We start from the raw sequence: 19,404 nt of genomic DNA, 5'->3' as shown, positions 1-19,404 counted from the left end.
ATACGGCACTATCACCCTACTCAGTGCGTCCAAATTTGATTTGGACACTGACGAAGTGACAGTTGAACGTAATACTGTCATTACTGCGGTACCTATCAGAGATACCGTTTCCGAAGTTGCAAAGGGAGATCGTTACGAGTCGTAGGCCTCTTGCGCGAGCTGGTGGAAGCGGTGGACGGTGTGTTCATTGGGGCCGAGTTGGGCCTGAGCGAGCGCGCCCGTTCTAAGCCCCTTCCACTGGCGTTCGACTAGTTCGAAGTCCTCTTCCTGAAGCTGGCGGCTCGTGCGGACGAACTCACGTTCTTCCTCGGAGAGGTCGCTGTCCCGGAAGTAGTAGTCCGCGATGAGCTGGAACCGGTCGGTGTCGATCGGATTAATGTAGTAGGTACCGTAGCCGTCGGCGGTGCCGTACATGTTGACCGTGAAGTTCGGCCAGAGGTAGTGGAACTGGGCCTCGTGTTCGTCGTGGATCCGCATCTCATCCTCAACGTCCTCTGCATGCGTATAGTGAAGCACCCAGTGGTAGTCGTTGACCTCGAGTTCGGAGTCGTTGAGCGAGATTCCCTTGATCCAATCCTGGTGGTTGGCCTGGCAGTGGTCGCACTCCGAGTAGTTGCTTGCGAACACCTTCCAGTTGCACTCAACTTCCGAACTGATCCGAGTGGCGAGTTCATAGTCCTCGAGGGGCAGTGCCTCGAGACGATCCTTCATGACGCCGGCCTGCTCGGCCAGCGGCATCGGATCGTCACGCAGGTTGATGAACAGCAGCGGCCCGATGCTGTCGACGTGCACCGACTCTGCATCGGCGAACTCGTCCGGATCGACGCGTTCGGGATCGGTCATCGTCGCGTCCTCGAGGAGCACGTCGCCGTCGCGAGCGGAGAAGTTCTCCACGGCGCGGACGTCACCGTCGTCGTCTCGAGCGATGATCAGGTCGCGTCCGCCGATGGTTCGCGTGAAGTACTGGCCGGGATCGCTGATACTGTTAGCGTGGCCGGCGTAGACCCAGTACCGACCGAATATCTTCTCTTTTTCCATCTCGAAGACGTCATCGTCGGTGAAGTACCGGGCCGGTAGCGCGTTCGTCTTCTCCGTGATGTCTGCGCTCACTGCCTCGGTCTGGCTTCGCTTCCATTGCGTCATGCAGTAGCACAATTGAGGGCATTCCGAAAAAGCGTTCACCAGTTATATAGAATCCCATTATATGCTCGGTTTCCTTATCGGGATAGTAGCTGAGAAGTCGAATCTGATATGGCTAAGTTATCAGTATCCTATATTATAAATATGATACATTTACGCAGGATTCTCGCGAAACGATACTGTGAAACACAACACCTTAGAAAGGGAACCGTTCGTTGATGGAGCACGATATCTCCGGACGGCGTTTTCAAACGGAACTCCAACTTCAGTGCGAAAGAAGCGAAAATAGCACTAGTGTCGGATACGTATAACCACGGATGAACGACGTAATATCGTCTGCACTTTTCGAGTGCGTAAAAGTAGACGGTGGGATCGCAGTTCCGGTATTTGCAGTTCGCCGGATCTATCAGGGAATCGCGACCTTGGAAACCTCCTTTTGGACGCTACGGCTCGGTACGCGATGTCGGGAGTTCGCGGCAGATAATAGTCTATCGCACTAATAGGAGATGCAGGTCCGGTGGCCGATGAGAACGGGCGAGTCGTTCGAACGTCGAGCTACCGATCGGATTTTGGCTGGTCCGTGCGTATTCGGTCTCGACGCTGAGACGGTGGGCGTAAACGTGGACGATTACAAACGTACGCGTGTAACGAATTGTATGAGGTGAACCGACGTCCGTAGTTGGAGAGGAAAGACGAAGCTGACGGACGCGACAGAGGACGTGTGATCACATGCACGCTACCGCTTCCGGGAAAGCGATTCTCGCTGAATTACCCAGGACTGGACCGAAGTGATCCTCGATCAGTGGAGACGACCGGCGAATACGGATAACACGGTCACCGATTGTCGGACCTTCTTCGAGGAACTCGATCGCGTTACCGATCGGGAATACGTGATCGACGACGAGGAATTCACCGAGGGACTGCGCAGCGTCGGGATGGCGGTCGATAGACTGGTCACTCCTTCCATTGGTACCATGAGCGTCTCGGGACCGAACTATCGCAGTATCGAGGGGTGATTAAGCAGAAGAACGTCCGAGCTCACGGTGGAGTTGCGGGATGCCCCGAAATCGCAGGTAAAGCGAACCTCGAGTATCTCCCGAAGCTTGAAGAACACGAATAGTATGGAATGTATCACGGTGGGTTTTCCACGAGGGCACACGATCAACTCGTCCGCGAACTCGAGAAGATTCACGTCACGTGGTCCGACGCCGCCGTCCTCCTTGGAGAGGTCGCCAATAGAGTGATCGGCGATCGGTCACTAAAGAGCTCCCTGCGGACAGACAAGACGATCGATTTCGTAGTGGAGCAAGTCGACGGCGAGCCCTTCTTCGTGTGGTGGTCCTTTTCGGACCCGCATACCCCTATGCGGTCCCTGAACTGTGGGGATTGATGATCTCCGTGAGGACACTATCGTCATCTTCAACGAACTCCGGACGAAGCTCTTGGAAAGCATGGTCCTCACCGAAGGTGCTCGGGAGAGCAGCATCACCATCGCGTGATCACCTCGGAATAACTTTCCGAGGCCTTGTTAAGACACAGAACAACGACCGTTAGCATCGTGTATTTAAACACCCGTCATACTGAACATGGCTCTCCTTTAAATGGCAAGACGAAATGTCCATTGATGGGAGTTACTGAGATCGATTCGGGAATTTTGTTTGGTTTAATCACAATGACATCATGGGGGATTTGGATACTCTTGGGCAACGGTGCGTCGGAGTCTATCGATCCGAGGACTGCCGCCGCGATCACGTATCTCGTAGCGGGTCTTCTCGCACTCGGGTCCATAGCTGTTTCAGACGCATCGATCGCCGTTACCGCGAAAGGAGGGCTGCTTGCTAGCGCAGCCGGATTGTTCGCTGGAATTGGCCTCATTTCGATGTACATCGGATTTTCCCAAGCGTCGACGACAGTGGTCTCTACCCTCGGTGCCATGTACTTCGTCGTAGCGGCCATCCTCGGTATCGTTATTCTCGGCGATGATGTTACGATAACGAGATTTACCGGAATCGCGTTTGCATGTCTCAGTATCGTCTTACTTACGCGATAGATCGGGTTTTTCTCGACGATTCTGTGCATCTCGTGAAGAACATCGAGGCCCCGTCGATACGGAGGGTACTGGCCGAAGACCGCCCACAGTCTCCACGCGATCATCGTTGCTGAGGTGAGCAGTATCAACCGGTACCCGTACCCAGGCATTCTCGCAGCGTTCCAATACAGTTACCGTGCCGACATACAGATCACGTGATTGAATCGCGAACGGTTCTCTGGGATCGATTCGAACGACTCTGCGAGCAGTGGAGTGGCTCGTCTCTCGAGCGGAGTGACGTTCCCCGATCGTCGGGGACGGCTGGCCGGCGTGAGTCGCCCATCAGTCGATCGAAGCAGTCAGCTATTTCCGTCAACCGGGCGAGAGAACGAGTATGGACGATGGGAAACAGGCCACGTTCGGCACTGAAGGGGAACTCCGGACCGACGAGACGGACGCGGCGGACGCGACCGACGATTCCGACGCTGGACCCAAGCGCGACGACTTCGGCGACGAACTCGGCGAGAACGAGACCAAGTCTGGGGCGAACCGGTACGTCGTCTCAAGTCTCCTCCAGAAGGCGGTCCGGCGATCCGACGAGGAGGTCGCGGCGTGGGCCGCGTGGGAACTGGTCCGTTCGGGATACGCCTGGAACTTCTGGGACCGGATCAACCTCTACGTCGTCGAGGACTTGCGCGCCGGTCACGAGGTCGCGCTCACAGTGGCTCGCTACGAGGAACTGGCCCGCGAGCGGTGGTCGGAAGAGTCCTGGCGCGGTCGGCTCTGTGCGGTCCACGCGGCCCTGGCGGCTGCTCGAGCGCCGTCGTCTCGCGAGGCCGCACACGCCGACGATTACTTCGGTGAACTCTCCGAAGAACGCGCGACCGCACGCGAGGAGGGCCGCGAGCCCCGCTACGACCACCCCGTGGACGACCTCGAGCCCGGCGGGACGTACGACGCCGTCTTCGACCAGCACACCTACGAGGGGAAGCGACTCGGCCGCGACGGAGCGTTCTTCAGAACCCGCGGCGCGCGAGTCGGGCCCGAGGGCGAACCGGAACTGAGCCGCCAGTGGCGGATCCGAAGCATGCAACTCGAGGATCGCGACTACACCGAAGACGAGCTCGTTCGCGCAGTGGAACCGATCGATCCTGACGCGAAGTGGCCTGAGACGGATGAGGTCAGTAGCCGAGAGGGGAACGAGAACTGATTGTCAGAACGGTACAATTACAGCGGTACGTGACGTCAACTAGCCGACGGACGGGGAGACCGGTTCAAGTTGGGATGGCAACCGTGAACGCTCGGTCAGAACGCGCCGAGGTGATCGTCCTGCGGTTCGTACAGGCCGCCGGTCATTCGCACGTCGTGGATCTCGTCTAACGTCTCGCCGATCGAGACCCCGTGGTCGGACATCACTGCCGCGACGACGCCGAACGGGACGCCGTTCTCGTATCGGTCTTGCAACTGCCAGACGACGTCCTTGAGACCGTCGTTCGCGACATCCTCGGCGAGATCTACCTGTGCACGTTCGATCTCCACGTCGTGGCCCGTCACACGATAGTGACGGCGGTAGAACTCGACGATCTCGTTCGGCGCCTCGGTTCGCAGATCGACGTCACACTCCGGACAGACTGCGACGTACGGTGCGTGGTCTTGCGTACTCATAGGTATCGAATAGCAGATTTCGTTTCGAGTGCTGGCGAGCGCTGGTCAATGATCGGTGTGATCACGAGTCGTAGGCCTCCTGTGCGAGCTGGTGGAAGCGGTGGACGGTGTGTTCGTTGGGGCCGAGTTGGGCTTGAGCGAGCGCGCCCGTTCTAAGCCCCTCCCACTGGCGTTCGACTAGTTCAAAGTCCTCTTCCTGAAGCTGGCGGCTCGTGCGGACGAACTCACGTTCTTCCTCAGAGAGGTCACTGTCCCGGAAGTAGTAGTCCGCGATGAGCTGGAACCGGTCGGTATCGATCGGATCGATGTAGTAGGTACCGTAGCCGTCGGCGGTGCCGTACATGTTGACCGTGAAGTTCGGCCAGAGGTAATGGAACTGCGCCTCGTGTTCGTCGTGGATCCGCATCTCGTCCTCGACGTCCTCCGCGTGAGTGTAGTGGAGTACCCAGTGGTAGTCGTTGACCTCGAGTTCGGAGTCGTTGAGCGAGATTCCCTTGATCCAGTCCTGGTGGTTGGCCTGGCAGTGATCGCACTCCGAGTAGTTGCTCGCGAACACCTTCCAATTGCACTCGACCTCGGAGACGATTCGGGTGGCGAGTTCGTACTCCTCGAGGGGCAGCGCCTCGAGACGATCCTTCATCACGCCGGCCTGCTCGGCCAGCGGCATCGGATCCTCGCTGAGATTCACGAAGACAAGCGGACCGATAGTGTCGACGTGGACGTCATTGAGTCCGTTGGACTCGCAATCGAACTCCTGGACCTTGTCGTCCTCGAGATCGGGGTTCAGACTCGCTTCTTCGAAGCTCTTGGGCGTACTCTGCAGGGTGCCGTCCAGGTCGTACGTCCAGAGGTGGTACGGGCACCGAATTCGATTCCCCTCGTCGGGATCGGTCATCGGCGTATCCTCAACCATCTTCGAGCCGCGGTGTGCACAGACGTTGTCGAACGCCTTGATATCGCCGTCGTGGCCGCGGACGACGATCAGTTGGCGATCACCGAGAGTCCGCGTGAAAAACTGGCCGGGATCGCTGATGCTGTTGGCGTGGCCTGCGTAGACCCAGTACTGCCCGAACACCTTCTCTTTCTCCATCTCGAAGACGTCGTCGTCGGTGAAGTACCGGGCTGGCAGCGCGTTCGCGTCGTCCGTGATATCCTCACTCACGGCTTTCGTTTGTGAGTCGTCCCACTGTGTCATACGATACCAACAATACAATAAGACCTAAAAACGGTTGACCAGTGATATTGAACATGAATATAAGTGGACGACTGATTCGGGGGTGAGGGTTCGTCTCAAGAACGATTCGGTCGCCGAGACCAGTCGCTCGTGAGAGCGACGGCAGACGGTATCGACGGCCGATGTCAGTCGTTCCGAGAATTACGACCGAAGGGACTCAGGGGGGAGCGTTCGGAGACGGTTCGTCCGTTCGTTTTCCAGTAACTCTATCCGTTCCGTTTCGGGGCCGTAGCGAATGACTTCTGCGTCCTCGAGCATCGGCAGGTGGACGTGCCGGAACGAGAGTTCGGTCCGTTCGATCGCGTCGGCCGCAGGTTCGGTCGCCTCAAGCTCTGTGACTTCGCGCACGAGATCCTCGAAACTGATCGCTTCCTGATCGAGGACGGCGATCGCGGTCCGTCGGGACGAGTCGGCCAATATCCTATGTAGTACACAGTCGCGAGCGTCTAAATTAGCTTAGTGACTCATGGTGTGCATCGGATGGCTGGAGGCGGAGAGAGCCGGAGCAGGGCGGTGCGCGCTGCCAGCGCTGGCACTGCGGGAGCGTCCCTCGTCGACTCGCGTTACTAGCCGTAGGTGGCGCTCTCGCGGATCCGATCGGTGATCTCGTTTCGCGAGGGGTGTCGATCGGGTATGTTCGCGTCGGAGACGCGTTTTACGACGAGATCGAGCAGGTTCAGCTGCTCGAGCAGTTCGCGGGTCCGACCGCGCTCGAGGCCGAGCGTCCGAGTGACGTCGTGTAACGTCATGGACGACTCGATCGCGTCCATCAGCTCGTCGATTTCGACGTCTTCGGGAAGACCGATCCCGTCGGCGACGAGCTGTTTCTCCGGAACGGACGCGGTCGGATCGTCTGCCGTCACCGATCGATCGAGTTCGCTGTCCGTGTCGACCGTCGGTTCCCGGTTCTCATCGGCGGAGCTATCCTGCTGTCCGGCAGTTACCTCCGAGCCGTCGGTCGTCGCGTCGTCCTCGTCCGGTGCGGTCGTCTCGTAGGACGTCGGCTCGTGGACGCCGGCGTCGATCATGTATCGTCGAACGGTCTCGGACGCGACGTCCATCTCGAGCGCCTCCGCCATCGCGGTGAACGTATCGAAGGAGTCGTACAGACACTCCAGGTACTCGACATCGTCGTACGGCGGCAGGTCGTCGTTCCGTGCGGCTGCGAGTGTGCGCTTGGTCTCGTCGTCGATCGCTACCGAATCCGAGGCGAATCGGTCGCGAGACTCGAGTGGGCGTTCGTCCTCGCTCTCGGTCGCCGATGCGCTCCGATCGGACTCGACGTCTCCGTTCGTCGTCTCATGGCTCTGCTCTGCGTCCGCCTCGAGACCGAGGGCGAACGTGACGACGACAGTTCCTTCCGAGGTGACGGTCGCTTCCTCCGTGGTGCACGACGCGTTCGCGGGCGCGAACTCGTCGATCGCCGGCACGATCGACGGCGGAAACTCAAGGGAGAGACCGTCGTTCTCGTCGACCGTCGCGGTCCGCGGTGTCGTTTCGGCCTTGGCGGTCGACTGCCCTGTGGCCGAACACAGCGGGACGACGACGTCGATCGCGATACTCGGTTCGTCACCGTCGCCTCGAATCGTCGCGTCGACGCGATGGATCTCGCCCCCGTCCGCCTCATATCGCTCGATCGTTCGAGAGAGGTTCTCAATCGAGGCACTGACTCCCATGGTGTTCGTAAGCACCCGGTCGTTAGGGATAAGGGTACGTGAGGAATAATTCACCCCTTCAAATGTCCCGTGAAGAATCCGCCCGAGATCGGTAGCACTCCTGTATTATCAGATCACCCGTCAAACTATGGTATGTCTGCCCTTGTCACAATCTTTTTATACGCTCCGAGTGCGCTCCTGATACGAACGCTTCCGGGACGGCGGGCGGCCGGTCCCGGTGGCGGGTATTCGCCATGAGTACGATCACGGTCGTAACCGATAGCGAATCGTTTGTAGAGACCGCTGAGAGCGCGCCGGACGGCGCTCGCATCCCGGTCGAGGTACGCGTCTCCGTCGCCGATCCATTCGACGCCTATCGCAGGGTTCGGACCGACGAGGCCGATGGGTTCTACCTCGAGACGACTGGCGGACAGTCCGGCTGGGGCTACTTCGGTGTCGACCCCGTCGAACGGACTCGAGTGACCGCGAACGCGGTCGATCGGGACGACGGAAGTCCGACGATCCGAACGATCGACGCGCTCCTCGAGCGCGAGCGGTTGGTACGCGGAGACTGCTCGGTCCCGTATCCCTGCGGTGCGTTCGGCTGGCTCTCCTACGACGTCGTCAGGGAACTCGAGTCGTTGCCGTCGACGACGACCGACGAACGCGGATTGCCGCGGCTTCAACTGGGCGTCTTCGATCGGGTCGCCGCGTGGCGTGAACCGCGTGACGGTGACGGCGAAACGGAACTGCGAGTGACCGCCTGTCCCGTGGTCGACGACGATCCCGACGACGCCTATGAGACCGGTCGAGCGAGGGCTCGATCCCTGGCGCGGGCGGCGATCGACGGCAGCGAAGCGGACCGCAGTCCAACGGTCGACGCGACCCGGGCCGCGTTCGAGAGCGAGTGCGGTCGGGCAGCGTTCGCCGACCGCGTTCGGCGAGTCAAGCGGTACATTCGCGACGGTGATACGTTTCAGGCGAACGTCTCCCACCGACTCGTCGCTCCGGCGGCCGCCCATCCGGTCGACGTCTTCGACGCGGTCCGACGCGTGAACCCGGCCCCATACTCGGGGCTGCTCGAGTTCCCCGGCGTCGATCTCGTCAGCGCGAGCCCGGAACTGCTGCTCGAGGTCCGCGACGGTTCACTCGTCACTGAACCGATCGCTGGAACCAGACCTCGCGGGCGGACGCCGGCCGAAGACGAGCGATTGGCGGCCGACCTCCGCGCCGACGAAAAGGAACGCGCCGAACACGCGATGCTCGTCGACTTAGAGCGCAACGACCTCGGAAAGGTCAGCGAGTACGGTTCCGTGTCGGTGACGGACTACCGCCGCGTGGACCGGTACTCGGAAGTCATGCACCTCGTCTCACTCGTCGAGGGAACCCTGCGAGACGACGCGAGCGTCGCCGACGCCGTCGCGGCGGTCTTTCCGGGTGGCACGATCACGGGCGCGCCGAAGCCGCGGACGATGGAGCTCATCGACGAACTCGAGGCGACCCGACGGGGCCCCTACACCGGGAGCATCGGAATGTTTGGCTTCGACGATCGGGCGACGCTGAACATCGTCATCCGGACGCTGGTCCGCCACGCCGACGAGTACCACCTGCGTGTCGGTGCCGGCGTCGTCCACGATTCCGTTCCCGATCAGGAGTACGACGAGACGCTCGACAAGGCACAGGCGCTCGTGACGGCGGTCGACGAGGCCTTGGGTGAGCGGGCCGGGATGGCACTCGAGGCTGAAAGCGGAGGTGAACAGTATGAGTGACGGACGTGGCACCCGAGAGCGAGTGGACACGAGCGAGCGGCCCAACGACCGACTGGAAGGAGGGAGGCAGGGTTTTCATCAACGTTTTGCCAGGGAACGAGCGTTAGCGAGTGACCGCAGCAAAAGGTTGCTGGTGATCGATAACTACGATTCGTTCGCGTACAATCTCGTTCAGTACGTCGCCGAAGCGATCGCTCCGGCAGGCTCCGCGGCGGCGCCGCGGGACGTCGGCCAGTTCGACGACGTGATCGTCCGACGCAACGACGAGATCGACCTCGAGGGTGTCCGCGACCTCGATCCCGACGGGATCGTCGTCTCCCCGGGCCCCGGGACGCCTGCCGAGGCCGGCGTCTCCATCGATATCTTCGCCGAGACCGAGTACCCGACGTTCGGCGTCTGTCTCGGTCATCAGGCACTCTGTGCCGCTCATGGGGTGTCCGTCGGACGCGCACCCGACGTCGTCCACGGAAAGACGTCTACGGTGGATCACGATGGAACGGGGCTGTACGACGGCGTGCCGAACCCCCTCGAGGTCGGTCGCTATCACTCGCTGGCGGTCGAGCGCGACGACCTGCCGGCGGAACTGATCGAGACCGCCCACACCGACGACGGTCGGGGGATCGTCATGGGCGTTCGCCACGCGGAGTTGCCCCACGTCGGCGTCCAGTTCCACCCGGAGAGCATTCTCACCGAGTCGGGGAAACGCATCGTCGAGAACTTCTGTACCTCGATCGCCCGCGGCTGAACCGGACGATCGACGGTTTGTCACGCTCGCTCCGCGATACAGGCGACCTTCTCACCGGCAGTCACGACGGACTCGCGGGTGAGCGAGTAGATCACGCCGTCGTCGGTCGTCGTCACGCGCTGGCGCTCCTCGAACGTCGATGGACAGTACACCGTCCCCAGTTCGGTCCCCGCGGACACGTGATCACCGACGGTGACCTCCGGATTCGGTTCGAAGAGCCCCGAAGCGTCGGTACCGATCCGCCCCTCGTCGTTTCGGAGGATCGTCTGCGAGGGCGTCGGTGCCGGTTCCTCACGGAGCATTCCCAGTTCACCGAGAACGTTCCGGAGTCCGCGGACCCCGCGGTGTGCCGCGTCGTGATCGATCTGGCGGCTGTTCGAGAGTTCTGGGACGATCGCCGGAATTCCGGCCTGCGCGGCGGCCGTTCGGAGCTTGCCCTGATACGGCTCGTCGTCGGCCGCGTTATCGTCCGCTGCGTCGCCGTCCCCTGTGCCGTCGTCTGCTTCACCGTCGGACGGCGAATCGGTCAGGAGATAGTCGGCCCCGAACGTCGCCGCGAGGGTCCGTGACTTCCGATTTCCGTGCTGGAATCTGACGTGCTCGAGCATGTCCGGGGTTCCGGTATGCAGATCGATTACGACGTCGGTCGGCTCGATCACCTCCCACAGTCTGGCGACGATCCGTTCTTGCAGGGTTCCCGCGTCGTCGCCCGGCCAGACGCGATTACAGTTCGGGTTGACCGCGTCGACCGCCTGCGGCGTGACGTACGATCCGTGATCGAACGCGAGCGAATTGACGACCGGCACGGCGATCACCGTACCGGCGACCTCAGCGGTCAGCAGGTGGCGGTGCAATCGACGCAGCGCGGCCGTTCCGTTGAGTTCGATACCGTGCTGTGCGGCCTGCACGTAGGCGGTCGGTCCGACTCCGCCGTCGTATCGATGGACGGTCACCGTGACGTCCGTCCCGGACGGCAAGCGAGCGAGACGGCGCTCGGCAGTTGTATGGGTGACGGTCTCGTGCTCCATACTCGTTTACTCCCTCGCTCGAACTTGTAAGTTTGCACGTCTCTCGAGGAAGTGTGTTTTATGCGACTACGCGTGCAGCGATCGGCCGTATGCATCTCGAGCAAGCGACGTGGACGGAGATCGATGCGGCCGAAACGGATCTCGCATTACTCCCGGTCGGGAGCACAGAGCAACACGGCCCGCACGCACCGCTGGGAACTGACACGCTCAACGCCGAAGCGGTCGCGGACGCGGCCGCGGAGCGGTACGAGGGGACGGTCGCGGTCGCGCCCGCGGTCCCCGTCGGTATCGCCGAGGAACACCGACAGTTCACCGGCACCCTCTGGACCTCGGAGTCGACGTTCAAGGCCTATGTCCGCGATATCGTCGGGAGCCTCTCCCACCACGGGGTCGATCGAATCGTCCTTGTCAACGGACACGGCGGGAATACGAGCGCCCTCCAAGACGTTACCGGCCAGATCACTCGACACGACGACGCGTACGCCGTGCCGTTCACGTGGTTCGACGAGGTCGGCGAACACAGCTCTCGCATGGGTCACGGCGGGCCGCTCGAGACGGCGCTGGTCCAGTACGCGAATCCCAGCGCCGTTCGGGAGGATCACCTCGAGGAGGCCGCCGAGAACGGGAGCGACCGTTGGGGCGACTGGCAGGGCCGGGTCAACCTCGCGTTCGACTCGGCCGAGTTCACCGAGAACGGCGTCGTCGGCGATCCACGTGAGGCGAGTGCGGAACTGGGTGAGAAACTACTCGACGCGGCGGCCGACGCACTGGTCGCGTTGCTGGAGACCGTCGCCGATCGGGATCTCGACCGTCCCGCCCACCGGTAACCGCTCCGCGACGGCGCGGCCGAGTTTCGCCTCTCGACGAGACGATCATTTGTCGTCGGTGCCGCCTCGATATCGTCACCTCGAGCGTCCTGCTTCACATTGATAGCACTGTTACTCTCCCGACCGATCGCGGCTCACCGATGTCGGTCACGAAACGCCATTCGACACGTGGATTAATTATCCTCCCCGCAAACCCTTTAGTCGACATCGCTGCGGGTCGATGCGGTCCATCTCGACGAGCGATGGCACCGGTACCCGATCGAAGTGCCGGCCGTAGCGCCCCGTCTCCTCGAGCGGACGCGGCCCGTAGCGATCGAAACGAGACCAACTATGACACGGATCATCGACGGTAACGAGATCGCGGATCGACTCACTGCGGATCTAGAACCGTGCCTCGAGACGCTCGCGGACGCCGGCGTGACGCCGGGGCTGGCGACGGTCCTAATGAGCGACGACGGCGCGAGCGAGACGTACGTCTCGATGAAACGACGGGCCTGCAACGACCTCGGAATCGAGAGCATTCACCACGAACTCGATCCGGACGCGCCCGCCGACGTGCTGTTCGATCAGATAGACGAACTGAACGACGATCCGGCGGTCCACGGTATCCTCGTGCAGTTACCGCTCCCGGACCACGTCGATCGGCAAGCCGTCCTCGAGCGGATCGATCCGCAAAAGGACGTCGACGGGTTCCACCCGGAGAACGTCGGTCGGTTGGTCACCGGGACGCCTCGGTTCAAGCCGTGTACGCCCCACGGTATCCAGAAGCTGCTCGAGGCGGAGGGCGTCGAGACGGAGGGTGCGGACGTCGTCGTCGTCGGCCGGTCGAACATCGTCGGGAAACCGATGGCGAATCTCCTCGTCCAGAAGTCAGACACCGGGAACGCGACGGTCGCGATCTGCCACTCGCGCACGGACGATCTCGCGGCGAAGACGCGGGGCGCGGATGTCGTCGTCGCGGCCGCCGGCGTTCCGGAATTGATCGATGGATCGATGCTCTCGCCGGGAACGACCGTGGTCGACGTCGGCGTCAACCGCGTGGATGTCTCCGAACGACGTTCGGAGGACAGTCAGACGGAGTCTGACCAGTCGGACACCGAGAAGGGGTACGAGCTCGTCGGCGACGTCGAGTTCGAGAGCGCGAAGGAGAAGGCCAACGCGATCACGCCGGTCCCCGGCGGCGTCGGGCCGCTTACGATCACGATGCTCCTCTACAACACGATCAAAGCGGCGGGGCTGCAGGCCGACGTCGACGTATCGCTCCCGTGACCGGCGACGGAGACGCGACCCCCGCGGCCACCCGGTCGAGCCGGTGACGATGCCGCGTTTGCCAAAACGTATCAGCGATATTTCTTGTTGTGGCGTTCGCGATTCGCTCCGTGAACCGGCCTCGTTCGCCCGTTTTTACTTAAGGCAGCGGTATATTTATGAGAGGGACTGTACCACGTGTGGGTATCACATGAGCATAGAGAGCTTGCCTACGAGAGCCGAGACGGTGATTATCGGTGCTGGGGCCGTCGGCTGTAGTATCGCCTACCACCTGACGGAACTCGGCGCAGACGACGTGGTCGTCGTCGATCAGGGACCGCTTCCGGTGACTGGTGGTTCGTCGACGCACGCACCGGGAATCATGTTCCAGACGTCCCCGTCGAAGATCCAGACCAAGACGGCCCACTACACGAGCCGACTGCTGAAGGACGCGGGCGTCTACACAGAGGTCGGCGGCATCGAACTCGCCCGCTCTGAGGAACGAATGGACTTCCTCCAGCGGCGCGTCGAGTGGGCCACCTCGTACGGGCTGCCGGAGCCACAGCTCCTCGAGCCCGAAGAGGTCACCGAGTACCTCCCGCTCGTCGACGAGGACGAGATCCTCGGCGGCTACTACTCGCCAACCGACGGCCAGGTGGCCGGGACCGACGCACTACAGTGGTACATCGAGACATCGTCGGCCCGGTTCTTCGGCGACACCGAGGTGACGGACATCGAGACCGGCGGCGGTGAGATCCAGGCGGTCGTCACCGACAACGGCCGCATCGAGTGCGATCGGTGCGTCCTCGCGACGAACAACTGGGCGTACCAGACCGGTCAGATGGCGGGCCTTGACCTGCCGATCGCCCCCGTCGAACACCAGTACGTCGTCACGGAGCCGCTTGCGGAACTCGACGACGAGTCCGGCACCGTGATCGGCGACGCCACCGCCGGCCTCGAGGTCCCCGGCGATAGTCAGATCACGGAGTCCATGGCTCAGCCGCCAGACCGGCCGGTCGGTCGGGATCAGGACAACTCGTTGTACTTCCGAACGCACGGCGACGGCTACGGGCTCGGCTCGTACAACCACGAGACACTGGTCGTCGATCCGGACGAGATGGGGAAAAACGACGAGGACAGCCAGGCGTCGGTCCACAGCTTCACCGAGAAGCACTGGACGAAGGCGACGCACCCGAACCGCGAGAAGTCGCCCCAGCAGGCATTCGACGAACTGCTGCCCGCGACCGAGGACAAAGACTTCCGCGTCACGGAGAACGGAATCTTCGTCTACACGCCGGACGGGATGCCAGTACTCGGCGAGACGGCGGCGGTCGACGGCCTCTGGACCGGGCTGGCGATCTGGTGGACCCACTCCGGCGGCTACGGAAAAATCCTCGCCGAGTGGATGGAGAACGGCGTCCCGCGGCTCCCGTCCGGACCCGTCGACACGAGCGGGATCCACGTCAACCGGTTCGAACCCCACGCCGGGAGCAAGGACTACTTCACGGACCGCGGTGGGAAGCGCTACGAACAGGTGTACAGCATTGTCGAACCACGGTGGCAGCCCGATGACCGCCGCGGGTTGCGTGTGAGTCCGTTCTACGGGCACCAGCAGGAACTCGACGCTGAGTTCTACCAGAGCGGCGGCTGGGAGACGCCCCAGTGGTACGAGTCCAACGCGGACCTCGTCGAGAAGTACGAGGAGCGGATCCCCGAACAGGACGGTTGGCAGGGGATCAACCGCTCTCCGATCGAGGGTGCCGAGCACCTCCACACCCGTGAGAACGTGTCCATGTTCGACATGACGACGTTCAGTTCGATCATGGTGGAGGGCGATGATGCCGGCGAGTTCCTCCAGCGGATCTGCAGCAACGACATGGACATCGACGTCGGAACGGTCCGGTACACGACGATGCTGAACGAGGGCGGCACGATCATCGCCGACCTCACCGTCGCCCGCCTCGACGACGAGGAGTACATGGTGACGACCGGCGGCGGCAACTCGCCGGGTATCCACGGTTCCTGGATCGAGGACCACGCGCCTGACACAGTCTCCGTGACGGTCGAGGAATCCGCGAAGTGCACCGTCGGACTGTGGGGACCGAAGTCTCGATTACTGCTCCAGCGAGTCACCGATGCCGACATCTCTAACGGCGAGTTCCCGTACTTCAGTTGCAAGCGGCTCTACGTCGGCGACGTTCCCGTAATCGCGCTGCGGCTCTCGTACGTCGGCGAACTCGGCTGGGAGCTGTGGGCTCCCTCCGAGTACGGCCGGAAGCTTTGGGACACGCTCTGGGAGGCCGGTCAGGATCTCGACGTCAGGCCCATGGGTGGCGGCGCACTCGAGTCGATGCGTCTCGAGAAGGGGTTCCGGCTGTGGGGAACCGACGTCGACACCGACGTCGATCCGTTCGCCGCCGGACTGCCCTTCGCCGTCGATCTGGACACCGACTTCATCGGGAAGGAGGCGCTCGTCGAGGCCAAGGAGTCGGGCACCGACACCGAGGTCGCCTGTCTGACGCTGGACGATTCGACGGACGCGATGCTGAGCGGCCGGCCAGTGCTCGCTGACGGTGAGGCCGTCGGATACGTTCAGGCCGGCGGCTACGGCTACAGCGTCGGCGAATCAATCGCCTACACGTACCTGCCCAGCGAGTACGCCGACGCCGGGACGTCGGTGCAGATCCAATGCGAAGGGGAGACCTACGACGCGACGGTCCGCGACGAGCCGCTGTTCGATCCCGGCCGCGACAAGATCATCCGATAGCCGGTAGCGATCGCCGGCCAACATCCACAGTATTCAATCATGAGTGAACCTCAGGAACGAGAACCATTAGTTCGGTATGCAGACATTGAACGAGCGCGCGACCGCCTCGACGACGAGACGGTCGTCAAGCGGACGCCGGTCGAGCGGAGCACGTCGCTCGGCGAGATGGTCGACGCGGAGGTGTACCTGAAGATGGAGCACCTCCAGTGGACCGGCTCGTTCAAGACCCGCGGGGCGTACAACAAGATCAGCCAGGCGGTCGCCGACGGAGCCGACGAGTTCGTCGCCGCGAGCGCGGGCAACCACGCACAGGGCGTCGCCCTCGCGGCGACGAAGTGTGGCGCGGACTCGACGATCGTGATGCCGACCCACGCTCCGCAGGCGAAGATCGATGCGACGCGAAGCTACGGCGCGACGGTCGAACTGGTCGGGCAGGACTTCCAGGAAGCGATGACGTATGCCCAGGAGTACGCCGCCGACAACGACGTCGAGTTCGTCCACGCGTACGACGATCCGCACATCGTCGCCGGACAGGGGACGCTCGGCATCGAGATCCACGAGGACTGTCCCGACGTCGACACCGTCGTCGTCCCCATCGGGGGCGGGGGGCTCATCAGCGGCGTCGCCACCGCGCTCGACCACCTCTCCCCCGAGACGCGCGTCGTCGGCGTCCAGGCCGAGGGGGCCGCGACCGTCCACGAGAGTCTCGACAAGGGAATCCCGGTCACGCTCGATGAAGTCGATACAATCGCCGACGGGATCGCAACCGGCGGGATCTCCGACCTGACGCTCAACCTCATCGAGGACCACGTCGACGAGGTCGTCACCGTCTCCGACGCGGAGATCGCAAACGCGATCCTACTGCTGCTCGAGCGCGCGAAACAGGTCGTCGAGGGCGCGGCCGCCGCGTCGGTCGCGGCCGTCCTGAGCGACCAATTGGACGTCAGCGGTGAGACCGTCATGCCGATTCTCGGCGGCGGGAACCTGGATATGACGATGCTACAGACCGTTCTCATCCACGCACTCACGGAGCGGGGACAGATCCTGCGGCTGCGCGTACGGATCGACGACATGCCCGGAAAGATGGACGACATCTCGAGTGTCATCGCCGATCACGGAGCGAACATCCAGACGGTCCGGCACGACCGCGCGGTCGAGGACCTCACCGTCGGCGAAGCGTACTTGGTGTTTCAAATCGAGACCAGCGGCGCCGAACACGCCGCGTCGATCATCGAAGCGATCGAAGCCGAAGGGTACACCGTCGAGGACGTCAACCAGAAGTGAGAATAGAATGATGTCTTGTGGAACAACCCTCTGATTCGGTCGATACCGACGTTAATTCCGGAATTCAAAGATGCGATACTATATTAAAGGGTAGGCTTATAACGAAGAACAAAGAGTTCCCATGAGAGGGAGTCACTAACAATGGTCGTTGAGAACGAGCATACGAGAATCCAGTGGACCGAGCGGGGGCGCGGTGCCCCATCGAACGAGGAGATCGAGTGGCAGACGTACGCCGCCAATCGCAGCGATCGAATAGCGGGGAAATGGTGATCGACAATGGCGCGAGCTGAATCAGACGGACCGGTTGGACGGTTCCTCGAGGAACTCGATACGCCGGTGTTCGCGGTCGGCTTCTCCATCGCCGTGGCGGCGGTGATCGCGTTCGTCCTCTGGCCAAAGACCACGTCGGGGTACATGACCAGCGTGAACGATTTCCTGTGGACCGCCGCAGGCTGGTGGTACCTGGTCGCGATGTTCGCCTTAGTCGCGTTCGCCGGCTTCCTGATATTCGGACCGTGGGGCAACATCAAGCTCGGCGGCGAGGACGAAGAGCCGGAGTTCACGTTCCTCGCGTACTTCGCGATGTTGTACTCGGCGGGGATCGCCGCTGGGATCGTGTTCTGGGGCCCTGCCGAGGCGATCTTCCACTACGACGCCGTCTCGCCGTTCATCGGCGCGGAGTCGCAGTCGGCGGCGGCCGCCGTGGGAGCGATCCAGTACACGTTCTTCCACTGGGGCCTCTCTGCGTGGACCGCGTACGTGATTATGGCGCTCCCGATCGCATACTTCGCCTACCGATACGATGCGCCGCTGCGTATCTCGACGGTGATCGCACCGTGGGTCGGCATCGGGAACCTCGATCGTCCGATCGCGAAACTCATCGATATCTTCGCCGTGTTCGCGACGATCGGCGGCGTCGCGACGACGTTGGGACTGGTCGGCAGTCAGTTTCTCGTCGGCGTCGAGTGGATTACCGGTGCGAGCGTCGGCGATCTCGGGACGATCGTTGTGATTACCGGACTGACCGTCGCGTTCACGATCTCGGTCGCGCTCGGCGTGGAGAAGGGAATTCGCCGCCTCTCGTACTTCAATATGATCCTGTTCGCCGTGGTGACCATCGCGACGTTCGTCCTCGGGCCGACGACGTACATCATGACCGTTGGCACGGAGGCGCTCGGCGCGTACATCAACGACTTCGTCACGATGAGCTTCTACACCGGCGCCGCCAAGAGCATCGGCGGCGGCGTCAGCAGCTGGGTCGGCGGCTGGACGGTCTTCTACTGGGCATGGTGGTTCTCCTGGACGCCGTTCGTCGGGCTGTTCATCGCGCGCATCTCGCGCGGTCGGACGGTGAGACAGGTCGTCGTCACGGGCGTCATCGCCTCGACGGGCGTCACGATTCCGTGGTTCGCCACGATGGGCGGCACCGCGATCTTCCTGCAGGAGAACGGTCGCGCCGACATCCTCTCCGTCATCAGCGAACTCGGTGAGGCCGGCTCCGGATACCCGCTGTTCGAGGCGTTGCCGCTCGGCGGCGTGTTGACGGGTCTGTTCCTCGTGCTCGTGACGACGTTCCTCGTCACGTCGGCGGACTCCTCGACGCTGGCGCTGGGAATGCTCACGACCGGCGGGAACGAGCAGCCCTCGACGATCAACCGCGTCATCTGGGGGTTCCTCATCGGCGCGCTCGCGTCGCTACTGATGGTCACCGGCGGCGTCGACGCCCTGCAGCAGGCCGCGATCATCACCGGCGGACCGTTCGCGATCATCGCGTTACTTGCCGTCGCAGCGATGATCGTCACGTTCAGCAGTCATCGACCCCTGTTCCTCCGTGAGGAGGACGATGTCTCGCTCCCGTCTCTCGAGGTCGAGATGTCCGAGCGAGAGACCACCGATCCGTCCGACGACTGACCGTTCCCGCAGTCGCGGTCACTGTCGCCCTCGCAGTCGACTCCGAGTTCGATTCGGAGCGTCCGCATCGAGGCACCAGTAGCCGTCCGAACCGAATCAGCC

Annotated in this window: 16 protein-coding genes; 10 read left to right on the top strand and 6 right to left on the bottom strand. The window is 62.3% G+C overall.

Translation table 11 applies throughout. From position 1 onward, the window contains the following. Nucleotides 1–132: 132 nt before the first annotated feature. Nucleotides 133–1,143, bottom strand: coding sequence for an aromatic ring-hydroxylating oxygenase subunit alpha (locus ACJ70B_RS19080; RefSeq protein ID WP_408960598.1), 1,011 nt, complete (start codon nt 1,141–1,143; stop codon nt 133–135). A gap of 785 nt (nt 1,144–1,928) precedes the next feature. Between ACJ70B_RS19080 and ACJ70B_RS19075 the strand changes: the two genes are divergently transcribed. The 3 genes from ACJ70B_RS19075 (at nt 1,929) to ACJ70B_RS19065 (ending at nt 4,379) form a co-directional block, all read left to right on the top strand. After that, a complete protein-coding gene (locus ACJ70B_RS19075) occupies nt 1,929–2,156 on the top strand; it encodes an IclR family transcriptional regulator C-terminal domain-containing protein (protein WP_408960597.1) in 228 nt (75 codons plus the stop codon). 608 nt (nt 2,157–2,764) lie between these two features. Beyond that, entirely contained in the window at nt 2,765–3,190 is a 426-nt protein-coding gene (locus ACJ70B_RS19070; RefSeq protein ID WP_408960596.1) for an EamA family transporter, read from the top strand. 373 nt (nt 3,191–3,563) lie between these two features. Beyond that, nucleotides 3,564–4,379 carry a hypothetical protein gene (locus ACJ70B_RS19065; RefSeq protein ID WP_408960595.1) on the top strand — a complete coding sequence of 272 codons (816 nt, stop codon included), beginning with the start codon at nt 3,564–3,566 and terminating at the stop codon, nt 4,377–4,379. A 95-nt stretch (nt 4,380–4,474) separates the two neighbouring features. Here ACJ70B_RS19065 and ACJ70B_RS19060 read toward each other — a convergent pair whose 3' ends face one another. The 4 genes from ACJ70B_RS19060 to ACJ70B_RS19045 form a co-directional block, all read right to left on the bottom strand. Continuing rightward, nucleotides 4,475–4,834 carry a hypothetical protein gene (locus ACJ70B_RS19060; RefSeq protein ID WP_408960594.1) on the bottom strand — a complete coding sequence of 120 codons (360 nt, stop codon included), beginning with the start codon at nt 4,832–4,834 and terminating at the stop codon, nt 4,475–4,477. 61 nt (nt 4,835–4,895) lie between these two features. Continuing rightward, nucleotides 4,896–6,029, bottom strand: coding sequence for an aromatic ring-hydroxylating oxygenase subunit alpha (locus tag ACJ70B_RS19055; protein WP_408960593.1), 1,134 nt, complete (start codon nt 6,027–6,029; stop codon nt 4,896–4,898). Between the two features lie 180 nt (nt 6,030–6,209). Beyond that, nucleotides 6,210–6,485, bottom strand: a complete 276-nt coding sequence (locus ACJ70B_RS19050; protein ID WP_408960592.1) for a hypothetical protein — start codon at nt 6,483–6,485, stop codon at nt 6,210–6,212. Between the two features lie 149 nt (nt 6,486–6,634). Continuing rightward, nucleotides 6,635–7,744 (bottom strand): hypothetical protein, encoded by a 1,110-nt coding sequence (locus ACJ70B_RS19045; RefSeq protein WP_408960591.1) that lies wholly within the window; start codon nt 7,742–7,744, stop codon nt 6,635–6,637. 233 nt (nt 7,745–7,977) lie between these two features. Between ACJ70B_RS19045 and pabB the strand changes: the two genes are divergently transcribed. Together pabB and ACJ70B_RS19035 are read left to right on the top strand one after the other, a co-directional pair. Then, nucleotides 7,978–9,492: an aminodeoxychorismate synthase, component I gene (gene pabB / locus ACJ70B_RS19040; protein WP_408960590.1), complete on the top strand. Its 1,515-nt coding sequence runs from the start codon at nt 7,978–7,980 to the stop codon at nt 9,490–9,492. Further along, entirely contained in the window at nt 9,485–10,237 is a 753-nt protein-coding gene (locus ACJ70B_RS19035) for an anthranilate synthase component II (protein WP_408960589.1), read from the top strand. Before pabB ends, ACJ70B_RS19035 begins: the two co-directional genes overlap by 8 nt. A gap of 20 nt (nt 10,238–10,257) precedes the next feature. Here the strand turns inward: ACJ70B_RS19035 and ACJ70B_RS19030 are convergent, their stop codons facing one another. Next, complete coding sequence (locus ACJ70B_RS19030; RefSeq protein WP_408960588.1) at nt 10,258–11,265, bottom strand: succinylglutamate desuccinylase/aspartoacylase family protein; 1,008 nt, start codon at nt 11,263–11,265, stop codon at nt 10,258–10,260. A gap of 89 nt (nt 11,266–11,354) precedes the next feature. On the opposite strand from ACJ70B_RS19030, the gene ACJ70B_RS19025 reads away from it, so the two are divergent. From ACJ70B_RS19025 to ACJ70B_RS19005, 5 genes are all read left to right on the top strand, one after another. Further along, nucleotides 11,355–12,092 carry a creatininase family protein gene (locus ACJ70B_RS19025; RefSeq protein ID WP_408960587.1) on the top strand — a complete coding sequence of 246 codons (738 nt, stop codon included), beginning with the start codon at nt 11,355–11,357 and terminating at the stop codon, nt 12,090–12,092. Nucleotides 12,093–12,422: 330 nt separating this feature from the next. After that, nucleotides 12,423–13,361, top strand: a complete 939-nt coding sequence (locus tag ACJ70B_RS19020) for a tetrahydrofolate dehydrogenase/cyclohydrolase catalytic domain-containing protein (protein WP_408960586.1) — start codon at nt 12,423–12,425, stop codon at nt 13,359–13,361. A gap of 190 nt (nt 13,362–13,551) precedes the next feature. Then, the gene (locus ACJ70B_RS19015; RefSeq protein WP_408960585.1) at nt 13,552–16,107 is read left to right on the top strand and encodes an FAD-dependent oxidoreductase; all 2,556 of its coding nucleotides are present in this window, start codon (nt 13,552–13,554) and stop codon (nt 16,105–16,107) included. A gap of 39 nt (nt 16,108–16,146) precedes the next feature. Next, nucleotides 16,147–17,391 carry a threonine ammonia-lyase gene (ilvA, locus tag ACJ70B_RS19010; RefSeq protein ID WP_408960584.1) on the top strand — a complete coding sequence of 415 codons (1,245 nt, stop codon included), beginning with the start codon at nt 16,147–16,149 and terminating at the stop codon, nt 17,389–17,391. 276 nt (nt 17,392–17,667) lie between these two features. Further along, entirely contained in the window at nt 17,668–19,302 is a 1,635-nt protein-coding gene (locus ACJ70B_RS19005; protein WP_408960583.1) for a BCCT family transporter, read from the top strand. Nucleotides 19,303–19,404 lie beyond the last annotated feature (102 nt).

It is taken from the genome of Natrinema sp. 74, assembly GCF_046097095.1.
Taxonomy (GTDB): domain Archaea; phylum Halobacteriota; class Halobacteria; order Halobacteriales; family Natrialbaceae; genus Natrinema.
The sequence above is the reverse complement of the archived record's forward strand: the minus strand, read 5'-3'. Positions and strand labels throughout refer to the sequence as shown.

What these genes read in the sequence shown, in the direction of transcription:
- pabB (WP_408960590.1), top strand. Translation starts at nt 7,978, where the DNA reads ATGAGTACGATCACGGTCGTAACCGATAGCGAATCGTTTGTAGAGACC.
- ACJ70B_RS19005 (WP_408960583.1), top strand. Translation starts at nt 17,668, where the DNA reads ATGGCGCGAGCTGAATCAGACGGACCGGTTGGACGGTTCCTCGAGGAA.
- ACJ70B_RS19045 (WP_408960591.1), bottom strand. Translation starts at nt 7,744, where the DNA reads ATGGGAGTCAGTGCCTCGATTGAGAACCTCTCTCGAACGATCGAGCGA.
- ACJ70B_RS19020 (WP_408960586.1), top strand. Translation starts at nt 12,423, where the DNA reads ATGACACGGATCATCGACGGTAACGAGATCGCGGATCGACTCACTGCG.
- ACJ70B_RS19030 (WP_408960588.1), bottom strand. Translation starts at nt 11,265, where the DNA reads ATGGAGCACGAGACCGTCACCCATACAACTGCCGAGCGCCGTCTCGCT.
- ACJ70B_RS19035 (WP_408960589.1), top strand. Translation starts at nt 9,485, where the DNA reads ATGAGTGACGGACGTGGCACCCGAGAGCGAGTGGACACGAGCGAGCGG.
- ACJ70B_RS19015 (WP_408960585.1), top strand. Translation starts at nt 13,552, where the DNA reads ATGAGCATAGAGAGCTTGCCTACGAGAGCCGAGACGGTGATTATCGGT.
- ACJ70B_RS19025 (WP_408960587.1), top strand. Translation starts at nt 11,355, where the DNA reads ATGCATCTCGAGCAAGCGACGTGGACGGAGATCGATGCGGCCGAAACG.
- ACJ70B_RS19055 (WP_408960593.1), bottom strand. Translation starts at nt 6,029, where the DNA reads ATGACACAGTGGGACGACTCACAAACGAAAGCCGTGAGTGAGGATATC.
- ACJ70B_RS19080 (WP_408960598.1), bottom strand. Translation starts at nt 1,143, where the DNA reads ATGACGCAATGGAAGCGAAGCCAGACCGAGGCAGTGAGCGCAGACATC.
- ACJ70B_RS19070 (WP_408960596.1), top strand. Translation starts at nt 2,765, where the DNA reads ATGGGAGTTACTGAGATCGATTCGGGAATTTTGTTTGGTTTAATCACA.
- ACJ70B_RS19060 (WP_408960594.1), bottom strand. Translation starts at nt 4,834, where the DNA reads ATGAGTACGCAAGACCACGCACCGTACGTCGCAGTCTGTCCGGAGTGT.
- ACJ70B_RS19065 (WP_408960595.1), top strand. Translation starts at nt 3,564, where the DNA reads ATGGACGATGGGAAACAGGCCACGTTCGGCACTGAAGGGGAACTCCGG.
- ilvA (WP_408960584.1), top strand. Translation starts at nt 16,147, where the DNA reads ATGAGTGAACCTCAGGAACGAGAACCATTAGTTCGGTATGCAGACATT.